This window comes from Pseudomonas monachiensis, from assembly GCF_047345015.1.
Taxonomy (GTDB): Bacteria; Pseudomonadota; Gammaproteobacteria; order Pseudomonadales; family Pseudomonadaceae; genus Aquipseudomonas; species Aquipseudomonas monachiensis.
Map to the genome: position 1 here is coordinate 4,866,888 of NZ_CP178857.1, position 15,364 is coordinate 4,882,251.

15 protein-coding genes and 1 tRNA gene are annotated in these 15,364 nt (G+C 59.4%); 5 read left to right on the forward strand and 11 right to left on the reverse strand.

Annotation, left to right across the window (positions count from 1 at the left end; genetic code table 11):
• Positions 1-7: 7 nt before the first annotated feature.
• From gcvP to ACMDB8_RS21775, 5 genes are all read left to right on the forward strand, one after another.
• Positions 8-2,875 carry an aminomethyl-transferring glycine dehydrogenase gene (gene gcvP / locus ACMDB8_RS21755; RefSeq protein ID WP_409078379.1) on the forward strand — a complete coding sequence of 956 codons (2,868 nt, stop codon included), beginning with the start codon at positions 8-10 and terminating at the stop codon, positions 2,873-2,875.
• Between the two features lie 186 nt (positions 2,876-3,061).
• Positions 3,062-4,438 (forward strand): L-serine ammonia-lyase, encoded by a 1,377-nt coding sequence (locus ACMDB8_RS21760; protein ID WP_056726010.1) that lies wholly within the window; start codon positions 3,062-3,064, stop codon positions 4,436-4,438.
• 36 nt (positions 4,439-4,474) lie between these two features.
• Positions 4,475-5,599, forward strand: coding sequence for a glycine cleavage system aminomethyltransferase GcvT (gene gcvT, locus ACMDB8_RS21765; RefSeq protein ID WP_056726013.1), 1,125 nt, complete (start codon positions 4,475-4,477; stop codon positions 5,597-5,599).
• A 403-nt stretch (positions 5,600-6,002) separates the two neighbouring features.
• A complete protein-coding gene (locus tag ACMDB8_RS21770; protein WP_007977299.1) occupies positions 6,003-6,215 on the forward strand; it encodes a cold-shock protein in 213 nt (70 codons plus the stop codon).
• A 96-nt stretch (positions 6,216-6,311) separates the two neighbouring features.
• Entirely contained in the window at positions 6,312-6,800 is a 489-nt protein-coding gene (locus ACMDB8_RS21775) for an RDD family protein (RefSeq protein WP_409078380.1), read from the forward strand.
• A gap of 135 nt (positions 6,801-6,935) precedes the next feature.
• On the opposite strand, the gene nadA is transcribed toward ACMDB8_RS21775, so the two are convergent.
• The 11 genes from nadA to ybgC all read right to left on the reverse strand — a co-directional run bounded on the left by nadA (position 6,936) and on the right by ybgC (position 15,313).
• Entirely contained in the window at positions 6,936-7,994 is a 1,059-nt protein-coding gene (nadA, locus tag ACMDB8_RS21780) for a quinolinate synthase NadA (protein WP_007995624.1), read from the reverse strand.
• Positions 7,995-8,264: 270 nt separating this feature from the next.
• Positions 8,265-8,340: transfer RNA gene (locus tag ACMDB8_RS21785), tRNA-Lys, on the reverse strand.
• Positions 8,341-8,403: 63 nt separating this feature from the next.
• The gene (gene queC, locus ACMDB8_RS21790; protein ID WP_409078381.1) at positions 8,404-9,096 is read right to left on the reverse strand and encodes a 7-cyano-7-deazaguanine synthase QueC; all 693 of its coding nucleotides are present in this window, start codon (positions 9,094-9,096) and stop codon (positions 8,404-8,406) included.
• Between the two features lies 1 nt (position 9,097).
• The gene (gene queE, locus ACMDB8_RS21795; protein WP_056726033.1) at positions 9,098-9,745 is read right to left on the reverse strand and encodes a 7-carboxy-7-deazaguanine synthase QueE; all 648 of its coding nucleotides are present in this window, start codon (positions 9,743-9,745) and stop codon (positions 9,098-9,100) included.
• A 166-nt stretch (positions 9,746-9,911) separates the two neighbouring features.
• Positions 9,912-10,751, reverse strand: a complete 840-nt coding sequence (gene ybgF, locus ACMDB8_RS21800; RefSeq protein ID WP_056726035.1) for a tol-pal system protein YbgF — start codon at positions 10,749-10,751, stop codon at positions 9,912-9,914.
• A 6-nt stretch (positions 10,752-10,757) separates the two neighbouring features.
• Complete coding sequence (gene pal, locus ACMDB8_RS21805; protein WP_003178634.1) at positions 10,758-11,255, reverse strand: peptidoglycan-associated lipoprotein Pal; 498 nt, start codon at positions 11,253-11,255, stop codon at positions 10,758-10,760.
• Between the two features lie 52 nt (positions 11,256-11,307).
• Entirely contained in the window at positions 11,308-12,588 is a 1,281-nt protein-coding gene (gene tolB / locus ACMDB8_RS21810) for a Tol-Pal system beta propeller repeat protein TolB (RefSeq protein WP_167362903.1), read from the reverse strand.
• A 17-nt stretch (positions 12,589-12,605) separates the two neighbouring features.
• Positions 12,606-13,685, reverse strand: a complete 1,080-nt coding sequence (tolA, locus tag ACMDB8_RS21815; RefSeq protein ID WP_056726036.1) for a cell envelope integrity protein TolA — start codon at positions 13,683-13,685, stop codon at positions 12,606-12,608.
• Entirely contained in the window at positions 13,685-14,137 is a 453-nt protein-coding gene (tolR, locus tag ACMDB8_RS21820) for a protein TolR (protein ID WP_162135951.1), read from the reverse strand. The genes tolA and tolR overlap by 1 nt, the downstream gene beginning before the upstream one ends.
• A gap of 23 nt (positions 14,138-14,160) precedes the next feature.
• Positions 14,161-14,856: a protein TolQ gene (tolQ, locus tag ACMDB8_RS21825; protein WP_007897030.1), complete on the reverse strand. Its 696-nt coding sequence runs from the start codon at positions 14,854-14,856 to the stop codon at positions 14,161-14,163.
• Positions 14,846-15,313, reverse strand: a complete 468-nt coding sequence (ybgC, locus tag ACMDB8_RS21830; RefSeq protein ID WP_056726038.1) for a tol-pal system-associated acyl-CoA thioesterase — start codon at positions 15,311-15,313, stop codon at positions 14,846-14,848. Before ybgC ends, tolQ begins: the two co-directional genes overlap by 11 nt.
• Positions 15,314-15,364 lie beyond the last annotated feature (51 nt).

Here is a 15,364-nt window from a genome sequence, read left to right on the forward strand (position 1 = left end):
CACTGACATGACCCAGATTAATCCTGCCGTTGTAAACATAAGTACCGCCAACGAATTCATCGCACGTCACATCGGCCCGCGCGCCGGTGACGAGCAAGCCATGCTCAACAGCCTCGGTTTCGACTCCCTGGAAGCCCTGAGCGCCAGCGTGATTCCCGACAGCATCAAGGGCACCAGCGTCCTCGGCCTGGAAGACGGCTTGAGCGAAGCCGATGCCCTGGCCTTGATCAAGTCCATCGCGACTAAAAACCAGTTGTTCAAGACCTTCATCGGCCAAGGTTACTACGGCACCCACACGCCGTCGCCGATCCTGCGCAACTTGCTGGAAAACCCGGCCTGGTACACCGCCTACACCCCGTATCAGCCAGAAATCTCCCAAGGCCGTCTCGAAGCGCTGCTGAACTTCCAGACGCTGATCAGCGACCTCACCGGCCTGCCGATCGCCAACGCCTCGTTGCTGGACGAAGCCACCGCCGCGGCCGAAGCCATGACCTTCTGCAAGCGCCTGAGCAAGAACAAGGGCAGCCACGCATTCTTCGCCTCCGTGCATTGCCACCCGCAAACCCTCGACGTACTGCGCACCCGTGCCGAGCCTTTGGGCATCGACGTGGTGGTTGGCGACGAGCGCGAACTGACTGACGTAACGCCATTCTTCGGCGCGCTGCTGCAATACCCGGCGAGCAACGGTGACGTGTTCGATTACCGCGAGCTGACCGAACGCTTCCACGCCGCCAACGCCCTCGTTGCCGTGGCTGCCGACCTGCTGGCCCTGACCGTGCTGACCGCACCGGGCGAATTCGGCGCCGATGTGGCTATCGGCAGCGCACAGCGCTTCGGCGTGCCACTGGGCTTCGGTGGCCCGCACGCGGCTTACTTCTCCACCAAGGACGCATTCAAGCGTGACATGCCGGGCCGACTTGTCGGTGTTTCCGTAGACCGTTTCGGCAACCCGGCCCTGCGCCTGGCCATGCAGACCCGCGAGCAACACATCCGTCGCGAGAAAGCCACGTCGAACATCTGCACCGCGCAAGTGCTGTTGGCCAACATCGCCAGCATGTACGCCGTGTACCACGGTCCGAAAGGCCTGACGCAGATCGCCAACCGCGTACATCACCTGACCGCAATCCTGGCCAAAGGCTTGAGCGCACTGGGCCTGAGCGTCGAGCAAGCGAGCTTCTTCGACACCCTGACCGTGAAGACCGGCGCGCAAACCACCGCCCTGCACGACAAGGCACACGCCCAGCGCATCAACCTGCGCGTGGTCGATGGCGAACGCCTGGGCCTGTCCCTGGACGAAACCACCACCCAGGCCGACGTTGAAACCCTGTGGAGCCTGCTGTCCGACGGCAAGGCCCTGCCGGACTTCGCCGCCCTCGCCGCCTCGGTCACCAGCACCATTCCGGCCGCGCTGGTGCGTCAGTCGCCGATTCTCAGCCACCCGGTGTTCAACCGCTATCACTCGGAAACCGAGCTGATGCGCTACCTGCGCAAACTGGCGGACAAGGACCTGGCGCTGGACCGCACCATGATCCCGCTGGGTTCGTGCACCATGAAACTCAACGCCGCCAGCGAAATGATCCCGGTGACCTGGGCCGAATTCGGCGCCCTGCACCCGTTCGCCCCGGCCGAGCAAAGCGCCGGCTACCAGCAATTGACCGACGAGCTGGAAGCGATGCTTTGCGCTGCCACCGGCTACGACTCGGTATCCTTGCAACCGAACGCCGGCTCCCAGGGTGAATACGCAGGTCTGCTGGCGATCCGCGCCTACCACCAGAGCCGTGGCGAAGACCGTCGCGACATCTGCCTGATCCCGTCGTCGGCCCACGGCACCAACCCGGCCACCGCACAGATGGCCGGCATGCGCGTGGTCGTCACCGCCTGCGATGCCCGTGGCAACGTCGACATCGAAGACCTGCGCGCCAAGGCGATCGAGCACCGCGAACACCTCGCCGCACTGATGATCACCTACCCGTCCACCCACGGCGTGTTCGAAGAAGGCATCCGCGAAATCTGCGGCATCGTTCATGACAACGGCGGCCAGGTGTACATTGACGGCGCCAACATGAACGCCATGGTCGGCCTCTGCGCGCCGGGCAAGTTCGGCGGCGACGTATCGCACCTGAACCTGCACAAGACCTTCTGCATTCCACACGGCGGTGGCGGCCCGGGCGTCGGCCCGATCGGCGTGAAATCGCACCTGGCACCCTTCCTGCCAGGCCACGCCCAGATGGAGCGCAAGGAAGGCGCCGTTTGCGCGGCACCGTTCGGCAGCGCGAGCATCCTGCCGATCACCTGGATGTACATTCGTATGATGGGTGGCGCGGGCCTCAAGCGTGCTTCGCAGCTGGCGATCCTCAATGCCAACTACATCTCCCGTCGCCTCGAAGAGCACTACCCGGTTCTGTACACCGGCAGCAATGGCCTGGTGGCGCACGAGTGCATCCTCGACCTGCGTCCACTGAAAGACAGCAGCGGCATCAGCGTCGATGACGTCGCCAAGCGCCTGATCGACTTCGGCTTCCACGCACCGACCATGTCGTTCCCGGTGGCCGGCACGTTGATGATCGAACCGACCGAAAGTGAATCCAAGGAAGAACTGGACCGCTTCTGCGACGCCATGATCCGCATCCGCGAAGAAATCCGCGCAGTGGAAAACGGCACCCTGGACAAGGACGACAACCCGCTGAAAAACGCGCCGCACACCGCCAAGGAGCTGGTGGGCGAGTGGTCGCACCCGTACAGCCGTGAGCAAGCGGTGTACCCGGTTGCGTCGCTGATCGAAGGCAAGTACTGGCCGCCGGTCGGTCGCGTCGACAACGTGTTTGGCGACCGCAATCTGGTCTGCGCCTGCCCGTCGATCGAAAGCTACGCTTAAACGAATGAGGGGGCGGATTGATCCGCCCCACTCAAGAACACCGCAAACCTCCTGTAGGAGCTGCCGCAGGCTGCGATCTTTTGATCTTGATCTTGAAAAAACAGGATCAAAAGATCGCAGCCTGCGGCAGCTCCTACGCAAAGCATCTCCCGTGATACGCCTATAACAAGAAACCGGAGAACCACCATGTCGTTAAGCGTGTTCGACCTGTTCAAGATTGGCATCGGCCCCTCAAGCTCCCACACCGTCGGCCCGATGCGCGCCGCTGTGCGTTTCGCCGAAGGCCTGCGCCGTGAAGGGCTGCTGACGGCCACCACCTGCGTCAAAGTCGAGCTGTACGGCTCGCTCGGTGCCACCGGCAAAGGCCACGGCAGTGACAAGGCTGTGCTGCTGGGCCTGGAAGGCGAACACCCGGACACCGTGGATACAGAAACCGTCGCTGCGCGCCTGCAAGAGATTCGCAGCAACGGCCGCTTGAACCTGCTCGGTGAACACAGCATTGCGTTCAACGAGAAAGAACACCTGGCGATGATTCGCAAACCGTTGCCCTATCACCCCAACGGCATGATTTTTCGCGCCTTCGACGCAGCGGGCCTGCAGATCCGCAGCCGCGAGTACTACTCGGTCGGCGGCGGTTTTGTGGTCGATGAGGACGCCGCCGGCGCCGACCGCATCGTCGAAGACGCCACCCCCCTGACCTTTCCGTTCAAGAGTGCCAAGGATCTTCTCGGTCATTGCGTCAAATACGGGCTGTCGATCAGCCAGGTGATGCTGACCAACGAAAGCGCCTGGCGCCCGGAAGCGGAAACCCGCGCCGGCCTGCTGAAAATCTGGCAAGTGATGCAGGACTGCGTCGCCGCCGGATGCCGCAATGAAGGCATCCTGCCCGGCGGTTTGAAGGTCAAGCGCCGGGCCGCCGCGCTGCATCGGCAGTTGTGCAAGAACCCGGAATCGTCGTTGCGCGACCCGTTGTCGGTGCTGGACTGGGTCAACCTCTACGCCCTGGCGGTCAACGAGGAGAACGCCAACGGCGGGCGCGTCGTAACGGCGCCCACCAACGGTGCGGCGGGGATCATTCCAGCGGTATTGCACTACTACATGCGCTTTATCCCCGGCGCCAATGACGACGGCGTGGTGCGATTCCTGCTGACCGCCGCGGCCATCGGCATTCTGTATAAGGAAAACGCCTCCATCTCCGGCGCCGAAGTCGGCTGTCAGGGTGAAGTCGGCGTCGCCTGCTCGATGGCCGCCGGCGCCTTGTGCGAAGTGCTTGGCGGCACTGTGCAACAAGTGGAAAACGCCGCGGAAATCGGCATGGAACACAACCTCGGACTGACCTGCGACCCGATTGGCGGGCTGGTGCAAGTGCCTTGCATCGAGCGCAACGCCATGGGTTCGGTCAAGGCTATCAATGCCGTGCGCATGGCTCTGCGCGGCGACGGACAACACTTCGTCTCCCTCGACAAGGTCATCCGCACCATGCGCCAGACCGGCGCCGACATGAAAAGCAAATACAAGGAAACCGCCCGTGGCGGTTTGGCGGTCAACATTATCGAGTGCTGATGCGCGCTCATCTGCACCCTTCTTCAGGAGCTGAATATGTCCACCGAACAACTGTTGAAAACTCCGTTGCACGCACTGCACATTGAACTCGGCGCCCGCATGGTGCCCTTCGCCGGCTACGACATGCCCGTGCAGTACCCGCTGGGCGTGATGAAAGAACACCAGCACACCCGCGACCAGGCCGGGCTGTTCGATGTCTCGCACATGGGCCAGATCCGCCTGACCGGCGCCAATGCCGCCAAAGCCCTGGAAAGCCTGGTGCCGGTGGACATCATCGACCTGCCAGTGGGCATGCAGCGTTACGCCATGTTCACTAACGAGACCGGCGGCATCCTCGACGACCTGATGGTCGCCAACCTGGGTAACGACGAACTGTTCCTGGTGGTCAACGCCGCCTGCAAGGATCAGGACCTGGCCCACCTTCGCAAGCACATCGGCGACCAGTGCAGCATCGAGCCGCTGTTCGAAGAGCGTGCCCTGCTCGCCCTGCAAGGCCCGGCGGCAGTCACTGTACTGGCGCGTCTGGCGCCGGAAGTGGCAAAGATGACCTTCATGCAGTTCGCCCGCGTGAAACTGCTGGGCGTGGACTGCTTTGTCAGCCGTTCGGGTTACACCGGTGAAGACGGCTATGAAATTTCCGTACCCGCCGCCAACGCCGAAGCCCTGGCTCGTGCCCTGCTGGCCGAACCGGAAGTGGCCGCCATCGGCCTTGGCGCTCGTGACTCCCTGCGCCTGGAAGCCGGCCTGTGCCTGTACGGCCATGACATGAACACCGACACCACCCCGATCGAGGCAAGCCTGCTGTGGGCGATCTCCAAGCCACGTCGCGCTGATGGCGCACGGGCCGGCGGCTTCCCTGGCGCCGAAACCGTATTTGCCCAGCAACAGGCAGGCGTGAACCGTAAACGTGTAGGTCTGCTACCACAGGAACGTACACCCGTGCGTGAAGGCGCCGAGATCGTCAACGAAGCCGGCGACATCATCGGCAGCGTCTGCAGCGGTGGTTTCGGGCCGACCCTGGGTGGGCCGCTGGCCATGGGTTATGTCGACAGCGCCTACATCGCACTGGACACACCGGTCTGGGCAATCGTTCGTGGGAAAAAGGTGCCTTTGCTTGTAAGCAAAATGCCATTTGTTCCACAACGCTACTATCGTGGTTGATTGACTGTTCCTATAAGTAACGCGGTTGCGTTAACTGTGCACTAATGTGTAACGCAACCGCCATAAAACAGTGCAATGTTTGGCTCTAAGCTTCGATTATGAACTTTGCTTATAACGATCGAAAACAATTGAACGAGGTTAGAGAATAAGGCCCCACTAGTGGACTGACTTTGCCAGCAACCTGAGGAAATCCGGGGCCTTCACGGGGCTTGTTTTTTCTCCCGTAGTTGGCGTAGAGTTTGTTCACTGTGTTTGCATGGGTCGCTTGGAATCGTGACCTGGGCAGTAGCCTACAAGTTAGCTACATCCCGTTCGACGTCTTCTTACTCTCCTGCAACCAGCCCCAGTACTCTTTCATGAGAAGGAGACTGTCATTAATTTTTTGCGTCAAAGGAAATAAGAAATGTCCCAACGTCAGAGCGGTACCGTCAAGTGGTTTAACGACGAGAAAGGTTTTGGTTTTATCACTCCTGAAAGCGGTCCGGATCTGTTCGTGCATTTCCGCGCCATCCAGGGCAACGGCTTCAAAAGCCTGAAAGAAGGCCAGAAAGTGACTTTCATCGCTGTGCAGGGCCAGAAAGGCATGCAGGCTGACGAAGTACAAGCAGAAGCCTAATCTTCTGTAACGAAAAAGCCCCTGATGCTGACATCAGGGGCTTTTTTGTGCGCATAAATCCGTAAAATGGCTTCTTTTTTTGCCGAGAGCCTGCCCATGTCGAAACACCTGCTTACCCCCCAGGGCGAGTTCCCCGCCGCTGGCCTGGGTCGTCGCCTGGCAGCCATGTTCTATGATTTCCTGCTGTGCACAGCCCTGCTGATCGTCACCAGCGGCATCTACAAGATGATCCAGATGGCGATCATCGGCGAAGAAAGGATGCGCGCCCTGACCGAAGCGGGTGCGCTGGACGGCGATCCCCTGCTCTCCACAGTTCTTTTATTCGTACTGTTCGGCTTCTTCGCCAAATTCTGGACCTGGTCCGGTCAGACCCTGGGCATGCAGGTGTGGTGCATCCGCGTGCAGAATGCCGATGGCTCGTCCATCAGCCTTTTGCAGGCGCTGCTGCGCTTTTTGGTGTCGATTGCTTCACTGCTGTGTGTTGGCCTGGGATTCTTCTGGTCGCTGTTCGACAAGCAGAAACGCAGCTGGCATGACATCTACTCCAATACCGAACTGGTGCGGATTCCGAAGAAGACCAAATAGTTTCCCGACGCAGAAACCACTGTGGGAGCGAGCTTGCTCGCGATAGCGGCATGACATTCAACAGTGATGTTGACTGACACGACCTCATCGCGAGCAGGCTCGCTCCCACAATTTTTACGACTTACCTGACAAATATCAGGCGTTACCGGCCAGCTTCATCCGTGCCGCCTGGGTGAAATCAAGCATGCGCTTGAGCGGCCGGATCGCCTGAGGAATCAGCGCCGGGTCGACAAAGATCTCGTTCGCCCCCTCCTTCAACGCCTTCAGCGTGCGCTCAAGGGTGTTCATGGCCATCCACGGGCAATGTGCACAACTGCGGCACGCCGCGCCGTTACCCGCCGTAGGGGCCTCGATAAAGACCTTGTCCGGGCACAGCTGCTGCATCTTGTAGAAGATGCCACGGTCGGTCGCGACGATCAGTGTCTTGTTCGGCAGGCTCTGTGCCGCCGCGATCAACTGACTGGTGGAACCCACGGCGTCCGCCAATTCGATCACCGAGGTCGGCGACTCCGGGTGCACCAGAATCGCAGCATCCGGGTACAGCGCCTTCATGTCTTCAAGCTGCTTGGATTTGAACTCTTCGTGAACGATGCAGGCACCGTCCCATAGCAGCATGTCGGCACCGGTCTGGCGCTGGATGTAGGTCCCCAGGTGCTTGTCCGGGCCCCAGATGATGGTCTCGCCGTTGTCCATCAGGCTTTCGACGATTTCCAGCGCACAGCTTGAAGTCACCACCCAATCCGCTCGGGCCTTTACCGCAGCGGAAGTGTTGGCGTACACCACCACCGTGCGCTCCGGGTGTTGATCGCAGAACGCGGAAAATTCGTCCACCGGGCAACCCAGGTCGAGCGAACAGGTCGCTTCGAGCGTCGGCATCAATACGCGTTTTTCCGGGTTGAGGATCTTGGCGGTCTCACCCATGAATTTCACGCCGGCGACGACCACGGTCTTGGCCGGATGAGCGTTGCCGAAGCGGGCCATCTCCAGCGAGTCGGAGACACAGCCGCCCGTCTCTTCGGCCAGCGCCTGAATGACAGGGTCACAATAGAAGTGGGCCACCAGTACCGCGTCCTGAGCCTTGAGCTCGGCAGCGATGGCAGCACGGTAATAAGCCTCTTCATCGGCGGTCAGCGGCTTGGGCTGTTTGGCGTCGAGGTGGGCTTGAACCAAAAGGCGTTCGGAAATTTGCGTCATGTTCGCAAGACCTGCAGGCGCATTCGCGCGAAAGTCGAGTATACACCCGGCTCCGGACCCATCGGGGTACCGCCGGGAAAGTGAGTATTCATCAGGCACGGACAGCGTTGAAGCTGCGCAAGGCTACAGAATATCCGACGGATGCAAAAGGTGATTCTGACCTGCGTCATGCGCAGCAGCGCGCTGCGAAGCGGGCTTGAATCGCGGGCAAAAAAAAACCCGGAAATCCTCACTTGCGTGGGCCTTCCGGATTTTCTAAACCGCCAAAAATGGTGGGTCGTGTGGGATTCGAACCTACGACCAATTGGTTAAAAGCCAACTGCTCTACCAACTGAGCTAACGACCCGCTGTGTGGTGGCGCGTATAATACTGATTTTTAAGGACTATTCAACACCTATTTTGAAATAAATCAAAAATAAGGGGTTGGATCGCTGATTCCGGCCGCCGCAAAGCCTTCTGCACGCAGTCGGCAGCTGTCGCACTTGCCGCATGCACGACCCTTATCGTCGGCCTGATAGCAGGAAACGGTCAGTCCGTAGTTCACGCCAAGCTTCACGCCCTCCTGGACGATCTGCGCCTTGCTGAGGTTTTGCAGAGGTGCCTGAATGCGGAAGCCATTGCCTTCCACGCCGGCCTTGGTTGCCAGGTTGGCCATGCGCTCGAACGACTCGATGAACTCGGGACGGCAGTCCGGGTAACCGGAGTAATCCACCGCATTGACGCCGATGAAGATGTCCCGTGCGCCGAGCACTTCTGCCCAGCCCAGGGCCAGGGACAGAAACACCGTGTTACGCGCAGGCACGTAAGTCACCGGAATGCCCTCACCCAACTCTTCCGGAATATCGATGCTGCGGTCAGTCAGCGCCGAGCCACCCATGCCGTTCAGGTTCAGGCCGATCACCTTGTGCTCGACCACACCCAAGTCCCGTGCCACACGCTCGGCGGCGTACAGTTCGGCGTGAGAGCGCTGACCGTAATCGAAGCTCATGGTGTAGCAGCTGTAGCCTTCAGCGCGCGCCATGGCCACGACGGTCGCCGAGTCCAGGCCACCGGACAGCAGGATGACCGCACGTTTTTCAGCAGTATTGAGTTGTTCAGTCATTTCAGCGCCCCGGCTCGTCATTCCATAGATATTTATGCAGCTGCAATTGCAAACGCACTGGCAGGTTGTCCGCCACCACCCAGTCCGCCAGGTCCCGAGCATTGAGATCATGGTGACTTGGCGAGAACAGGACTTCGCCGGCGCGCTTGTCCAGACCGTACTGGATCAACTTGGAAACGGACCAGTCATAGTCCTCCCGCGAGCAGATGACAAACTTCACCTGATCGTTGGGCGTGAGCAGCTCAATGTTTTCATAGCGATTGCGGTGTGCTTCCTTCGAACCCGGGGTTTTCAGGTCGACAACGCGACTGACCCGGGAATCTACTGCCGAGATATCGATGGAGCCACTGGTTTCCAGTGACACTTCGTAACCGGCGTCACACAAGCGCTTGAGCAAGGGAATGGCGTTTGGCTGTGCCAGGGGCTCGCCGCCCGTGACGCAGACATAACGCGGGCGAAACCCTGCAACCTGCTCGAGGATGTCGTCGAGGGTGCGAATGGTTCCGCCGGTGAACGCGTAGGCGCTGTCGCAGTATTGGCAACGCAGGGGGCAACCGGTCAGGCGCACAAAAACAGTGGGCAGGCCGGCAGTCCGCGTTTCACCCTGCAACGAGTAGAAAACTTCGGTGATTCTCAATGTGTCTTGCATAGTCGCCACGGGCGTAACAGCTAAACAGGCTGTCCGCCTCCGTCAGGCACTTGAAGGAACCCCGGCAAAGCGCAGGCCCCTAAAAGCGTGTTTCATAAAAAGGGCGTGAATTCTAACGAAAAAACCCGCGACAAGCGCGGGTTTCTTTGAAACGGGTCAAGCAAGCTTACATTTTTTGCAGATCGCGCTGGGCCAGCTGAGCGGCGGAAGTGCCCGGATATTGGGACACCACCTGCTGCAGAATGCCTTTGACCCGGTCGGTATGACCCAGGCGACGCTCTACATCAGCAAGCTTGTACAGCGAGTCCGGCACTTTGGCGTGCTTGGGGTACAGCTGCGAAACCTTGGCAAATGCCTGACCCGCGCCTTGCAGATCGCCTTTGGCCAGGTTCACTTCGCCCAACCAGTATTGGGCGTTGCCCGCGTACTGGCTGTTCGGGTATTTGCGCAGGAAAGCGGCAAAAGCCTGGCTGGCCTTGTCGAAATCCTTGGCCTTGATCAGGTCGAAGGCAGCATCGTAATAGAGCTTTTCCTTCGCCGGATCCGCTGGCTCGCTACCCGCGGCAGGTGCTTGAGCGGCGGCTGCGCCTGCTGCCGCACCTGTTGCTGCACCAGCGGCATTCATATCACCACCGGTGGAAGAATTTTCAGGAGTCGCGGCTGGTGCAACGCCGGTTCCTATGCGCCGATCAAGATCCTGGTATCGCTCCAGGTTTTCCTGCTTCATGCGCGCTACATCATTTTGCAGAACCTCGATCGCACCTTGCTGGCGCTCGATCTGTTGCTGCATTGATTGCAGTTGGTTGAACAGCTCGCCCTGTGCCGAGACAGGGGCCGAAACCCCTCCCCCGGCATAGGCGCCGTTCGTACCGTAACCTGCAGGCGGATAACTGCTCCCGCTAGTGTTATAGCCGGAGTCATTATCGACCACAGGAACCGCAGCCCACACCGCTAGCGGCGCGAGGCTGAGAGCCAGGACAGTTACAGCACGACGGCACGTTCGCATGACGAATTACTTACGCAGTTCGACGCGACGGTTTTGAGCCCAGGACTGCTCGTCGTTGCCGGTAGCAACTGGACGCTCTTCGCCGTAGGAAACCAGTTCCAGCTGAGCTGGGGAAACACCTTGCAGTACCAGGTAGCGCTGAACGGCTTTCGCACGACGCTCGCCCAGTGCCATGTTGTACTCACGAGTACCACGTTCGTCGGTGTTGCCTTCCAGAACAACGCGAGCGCCGTTTGCTTTCAGGTCTTTGGCGTGAACGTCCAGAGCGCGCATGGCTTCTGGCTTCAGGTCCGAACTGTCGTATTCGAAGTAGAAAGTGGTGATAGCGCGCAGTGCAGCTTCTTCGCTCAGGGAGCCGTCAACTGCACCAGTGTTTGCGCCGTAACCAGCGTTTGGATCTACCGCGCCTTCACCGGCATTGTCGCCGCCTTTGGACGAGCAACCTACAGCTACAGCCATGGCCAGTGCCAGCGCAGCAAATTTACCAAACTTCAGCATTTCCATCGTGAAACTCCTAATGAACCCCAGTGTGTTAAGTACAACGTATAGCGCCGCGTCAGTTCAGGTAAGGGGACCAGGAAGGTTCTCTGACTTCGCCTTGTGCGGTAGGAAGCGGGAGCCTTACGCGTCCATTGATGGACACGAGCATCAAGACTCCCCGGCCCTGCTGGCGGGTGGCGTAGATTACCATGGTGCCGTTGGGCGCGACAGTAGGCGACTCGTCCAGAGTGCTATCAGTGAGGATTTTTACACTACCGCGCTGCAAATCCTGGGCTGCCACCTTGAAATTGGTGAAGCCATCCTGACGGTGAATCATGACAAGCGTCTTTTCATCAGCTGACAGTTTAGGGTTGGCATTGTAGTTACCGACGAAAGTCACGCGTTCGGCACCGCCACCACCGGCACTGGTCTTGTAGATCTGCGGTTTGCCGCCGCGGTCGGACGTGAAGTAGATGGTCGAGCCATCCTTGCCCCAGAACGGTTCGGTGTTGATGCCGGGACCGTTGGTAACGCGGCTGATCTGACGCGACCCCAGGTTCATCACATAGATGTCCGGGTTGCCGTCTTTGGACAGCACGAACGCCAGGCGATTGCCATCCGGCGACCAGGCTGGCGCACCGTTCAGGCCTTCGAAGTTGGTGATCTGCTCACGACGACCGGTGTCGATGTTCTGCATGAAGATGCGTGGGCGCTTCTGCTCGAAGGAGACATAAGCGATGCGCTTGCCATCCGGTGCGAAACGAGGCGACAGGATCGGCTCGCGCGACTGCAGCAGGGTCACGGCGCGAGCACCGTCATAGTCCGACCGTTGCAGGGTATAGCGAGTGTTGTTCTCGGAGAAACGCTCGGCCGTTACGTACAGCAGGCGAGTCGAGAAGGCACCCTTGATACCCGTGAGTTTTTCGAACGACTGGTCGGAGATGTAGTGCGCCATGTCGCGCAGCTGATCGACGCCGCCGGACACGCTGCCGGTCAGCACTTGCTGCTCGGTGGCCACGTTGAACAGTGCGTATTGCACCTGCAGGCGACCGCCCGCCGGCACAATGCTGCCGACCATGACGTACTGGGCACCCAGGGCCTTGAAGTCACGGAAGATGATTTCGCTGGCCTGGCTCGGCTGGCTGATCATGTTCTGCTTTGGAAGCGGCGAGTAGTAACCCGAGTTGCGCAGGTCATTACCGATTATTTCCGCCATGTCGTCCGGCAGCACGCTACCGCCCTGGAAGCCGAACGGCACGACTGCGATCGGGGTCGCCCGATCGCTGCCGCTGGTAACCAGAATGTTTTTCTCATCTGCCATCGCCATCCCTGCCATGCAGCAGATAACGACCAGCATTCCTCGAAGAAGGTTTCTCACAAGGCTAGATCCTCAGGTGTGAATGTCATCTTGAATGAACGATACGGAGCGAAATCACTCGGCTTCATTCCCTGCATTTCTGTCAAACGTCCAATATTCTTCACTGCTGCAACAGCCGATGCGTCAAACGGACCGTCGCCACTGGACTTGGAGACGCTGACCGAAGTCACCGTACCGTCCGGCAACATGCCGATTTGCAACACGACCGTCATGCCTTTGCGTGCCGAAGGTGGACGAGCCCAGCCTTCCGCTGCACGCGCACGAATCAGGTCATCGAAACTGCCGGCGACTTCGTCGCCCTGCTCATCGGCCAAGGCCTGCTGACGCTGCGGCGTATCGGAAAGCAAATCTGCCAGGGCCTGGGCCTTTTTGTCTTCGGCGGATTTACGCGCCGCATCCTGCGATTTCTTCTTCGCAGCATCGGCGGCAGCTTTCTTCTTCGCTTCCTCGGCGACTTTCTTCTTCGCCTCTTCAGCTTCAGCTTTCTTCTTGGCGTCTTCCGCGGCTTTCTTCTTCGCGTCTTCGACGATCTTTTTCTTGGCTTCTTCAGCGGCCGCTTTCTTGGCCTCTTCTTCCGCGGCTTTCTTGGCTTCTTCTTCGGCTTTCTTCTTGGCTATATCAGCCAATTGTTTCTCTTCTGCCTTCTTGGCTTCCGCGGTTTTCTTCGCATCGTCGGCTTTCTTGGCTTCGTCAGCCTTTTTCGCCTCGTCCGCTTTCTTCGCCTCGTCGGCCTTCTTGGCTTCTTCGGCCTTTTGAGCCGCCTCTTCTTTCTTTTGTTCCGCAGCCTTCACCGCTTCCTGCTCGACCTTTTTCTGTTCCATCTGCTCGACTTCGGTCTGACGCGCAGCGGATTTCTGCGCTTCACCGGCAATCTTCTGATTGGTCTGGGTGGTCGCCCGACTTTTCGATTTCAGCTGGTACAAGGTCGCCTGGACAATCGGCTTGGCAGGCGGCAGTTCCGGGGTAAAGGCAAAACTGACGAACAGCATGCCGAACACCAGCACGTGCAAGCCAATCGCCCAGACACTAGGCCAGAAGTAGCTTTCCGAGGCGGACGGCTCTCGCTGTTGCTGCATCAGGGCGCCTCGGTAATCAAGCCAACATTACCGACCCCGGCTTTCTGCAACCCGCCCATCGCGCCCATGACGGAGCCGTAATCGACGGATTTGTCGCCGCGAATGAAGACCTGGGTACGCTTGCCGCCTTCGTTGCCGACACGAATGATCTTGGTCACCGCGTCAGTCATCTGCGGCAGGGTCATGGCCCGATCCTGCTGTTTTTCGGTGTCGACTTCGCTGCCAAGGTTCCAGTAGTAGGTCTTGTCGGATTTGATGGAAATGGTCAGGACCTGGGTGTTGTTGTCCTGCGGCAAGGCTTCACTGGAAACCTTGGGCAGATCAACTTTCACGCCCTGATTGAGCATCGGAGCGGTCACCATGAAGATGACCAGCAGCACCAACATCACGTCGATGTAAGGCACCACGTTCATCTCGGCGACCGGCTTGCGCTTTTTGCGAGCTCGAGCGATTAAAGCCATTGGAAATTACCTGCTTATTCTTCGCTGGTGTGCACTTTGCGGTGCAGGATCGCCTGGAACTCGTCGGCGAAGGTGTAGTAGCGGCCCAGCAGGGTTTCGCTGCGAGCAGCAAAACGGTTGTAAGCGATAACGGCTGGAATGGCAGCGAACAGACCGATCGCGGTGGCGATCAGTGCTTCGGCGATACCCGGGGCCACAGTGGCCAGGGTCGCTTGCTGGGCGGTGGCCAGGCCACGGAAGGAGTTCATGATCCCCCAGACGGTACCGAACAGACCGATGTACGGGCTGACGGAACCAACGGTGGCCAGGAAAGGCAGGCTCTGCTCGAGTTTTTCTTCTTCGCGGGAAATGGCAACGCGCATGGCACGGGCCACACCTTCCATGACCGCTTCCGGGTCAACGCCTGACTGCTGGCGCAGACGGGAGAATTCCTTGAAACCGGCACGGAAGATTTGCTCGACACCCGAATCAGGGTCCGGATTGCTGCCGGCCTGACGGTACAGCTTGGACAGGTCGATACCCGACCAGAAGCGCTCTTCAAAGCTCTCCAGGGCACGTCGACCGGCGCGCAGCAGGTTGCTGCGCTGAAAGATCATGATCCACGAGGTCACCGATGCGGCTACCAGGATCAGCATTACCAGTTGCACCACGATACTGGCATTGCTGACCAGGCTCCACATGGAGGAATGGTCGACGACGTTAGCTTCCACGCTTTATCTCCTGCTTTGAGTGTGTACCCGCGCCGCTCACGTCGGCAAAGGCCGCTCGTAGAGCTTCGGGAATGGCCCGGGGTTTCAAACTTTCAGTGCGCACACAGGCCACCAGAAACTGCCCTTCGCAGAGCAGTGCATTATCCGTTGCCCGCCTGACCTGCTGTTTGAAGCGCAGGCTGGCACGGTTCAATTCGATTACCTCGGCGCTTACCAGCAGTTCGTCATCCAGTCGCGCCGGCGCGTGGTAGCGCGCTTCGCTGGAATGCACGACGAACAACAGGTCCTCCCCGACAAGCTGCGATTGGGCAAAGCCCAGATCTCGTAGCCGCTCGGTTCGAGCCCGTTCCATAAACTTGAGGTAATTAACGTAATACACGATGCCGCCCGCATCGGTGTCCTCGTAATAAACGCGACAACGATGTGCGAAAGGCTCAAGCCCGTTTTGCGCGCGCATACTCTAGTGCTTACTCCTCAGGTTGCCAATCCGGCATGGCAACTGTTTTTC

What these genes read in the sequence shown, in the direction of transcription:
- gcvP (WP_409078379.1), top strand. Translation starts at nt 8, where the DNA reads ATGACCCAGATTAATCCTGCCGTTGTAAACATAAGTACCGCCAACGAA.
- ACMDB8_RS21760 (WP_056726010.1), top strand. Translation starts at nt 3,062, where the DNA reads ATGTCGTTAAGCGTGTTCGACCTGTTCAAGATTGGCATCGGCCCCTCA.
- gcvT (WP_056726013.1), top strand. Translation starts at nt 4,475, where the DNA reads ATGTCCACCGAACAACTGTTGAAAACTCCGTTGCACGCACTGCACATT.
- ACMDB8_RS21770 (WP_007977299.1), top strand. Translation starts at nt 6,003, where the DNA reads ATGTCCCAACGTCAGAGCGGTACCGTCAAGTGGTTTAACGACGAGAAA.
- ACMDB8_RS21775 (WP_409078380.1), top strand. Translation starts at nt 6,312, where the DNA reads ATGTCGAAACACCTGCTTACCCCCCAGGGCGAGTTCCCCGCCGCTGGC.
- nadA (WP_007995624.1), bottom strand. Translation starts at nt 7,994, where the DNA reads ATGACGCAAATTTCCGAACGCCTTTTGGTTCAAGCCCACCTCGACGCC.
- queC (WP_409078381.1), bottom strand. Translation starts at nt 9,096, where the DNA reads ATGACTGAACAACTCAATACTGCTGAAAAACGTGCGGTCATCCTGCTG.
- queE (WP_056726033.1), bottom strand. Translation starts at nt 9,745, where the DNA reads ATGCAAGACACATTGAGAATCACCGAAGTTTTCTACTCGTTGCAGGGT.
- ybgF (WP_056726035.1), bottom strand. Translation starts at nt 10,751, where the DNA reads ATGCGAACGTGCCGTCGTGCTGTAACTGTCCTGGCTCTCAGCCTCGCG.
- pal (WP_003178634.1), bottom strand. Translation starts at nt 11,255, where the DNA reads ATGGAAATGCTGAAGTTTGGTAAATTTGCTGCGCTGGCACTGGCCATG.
- tolB (WP_167362903.1), bottom strand. Translation starts at nt 12,588, where the DNA reads ATGCTGGTCGTTATCTGCTGCATGGCAGGGATGGCGATGGCAGATGAG.
- tolA (WP_056726036.1), bottom strand. Translation starts at nt 13,685, where the DNA reads ATGCAGCAACAGCGAGAGCCGTCCGCCTCGGAAAGCTACTTCTGGCCT.
- ybgC (WP_056726038.1), bottom strand. Translation starts at nt 15,313, where the DNA reads ATGCGCGCGCAAAACGGGCTTGAGCCTTTCGCACATCGTTGTCGCGTT.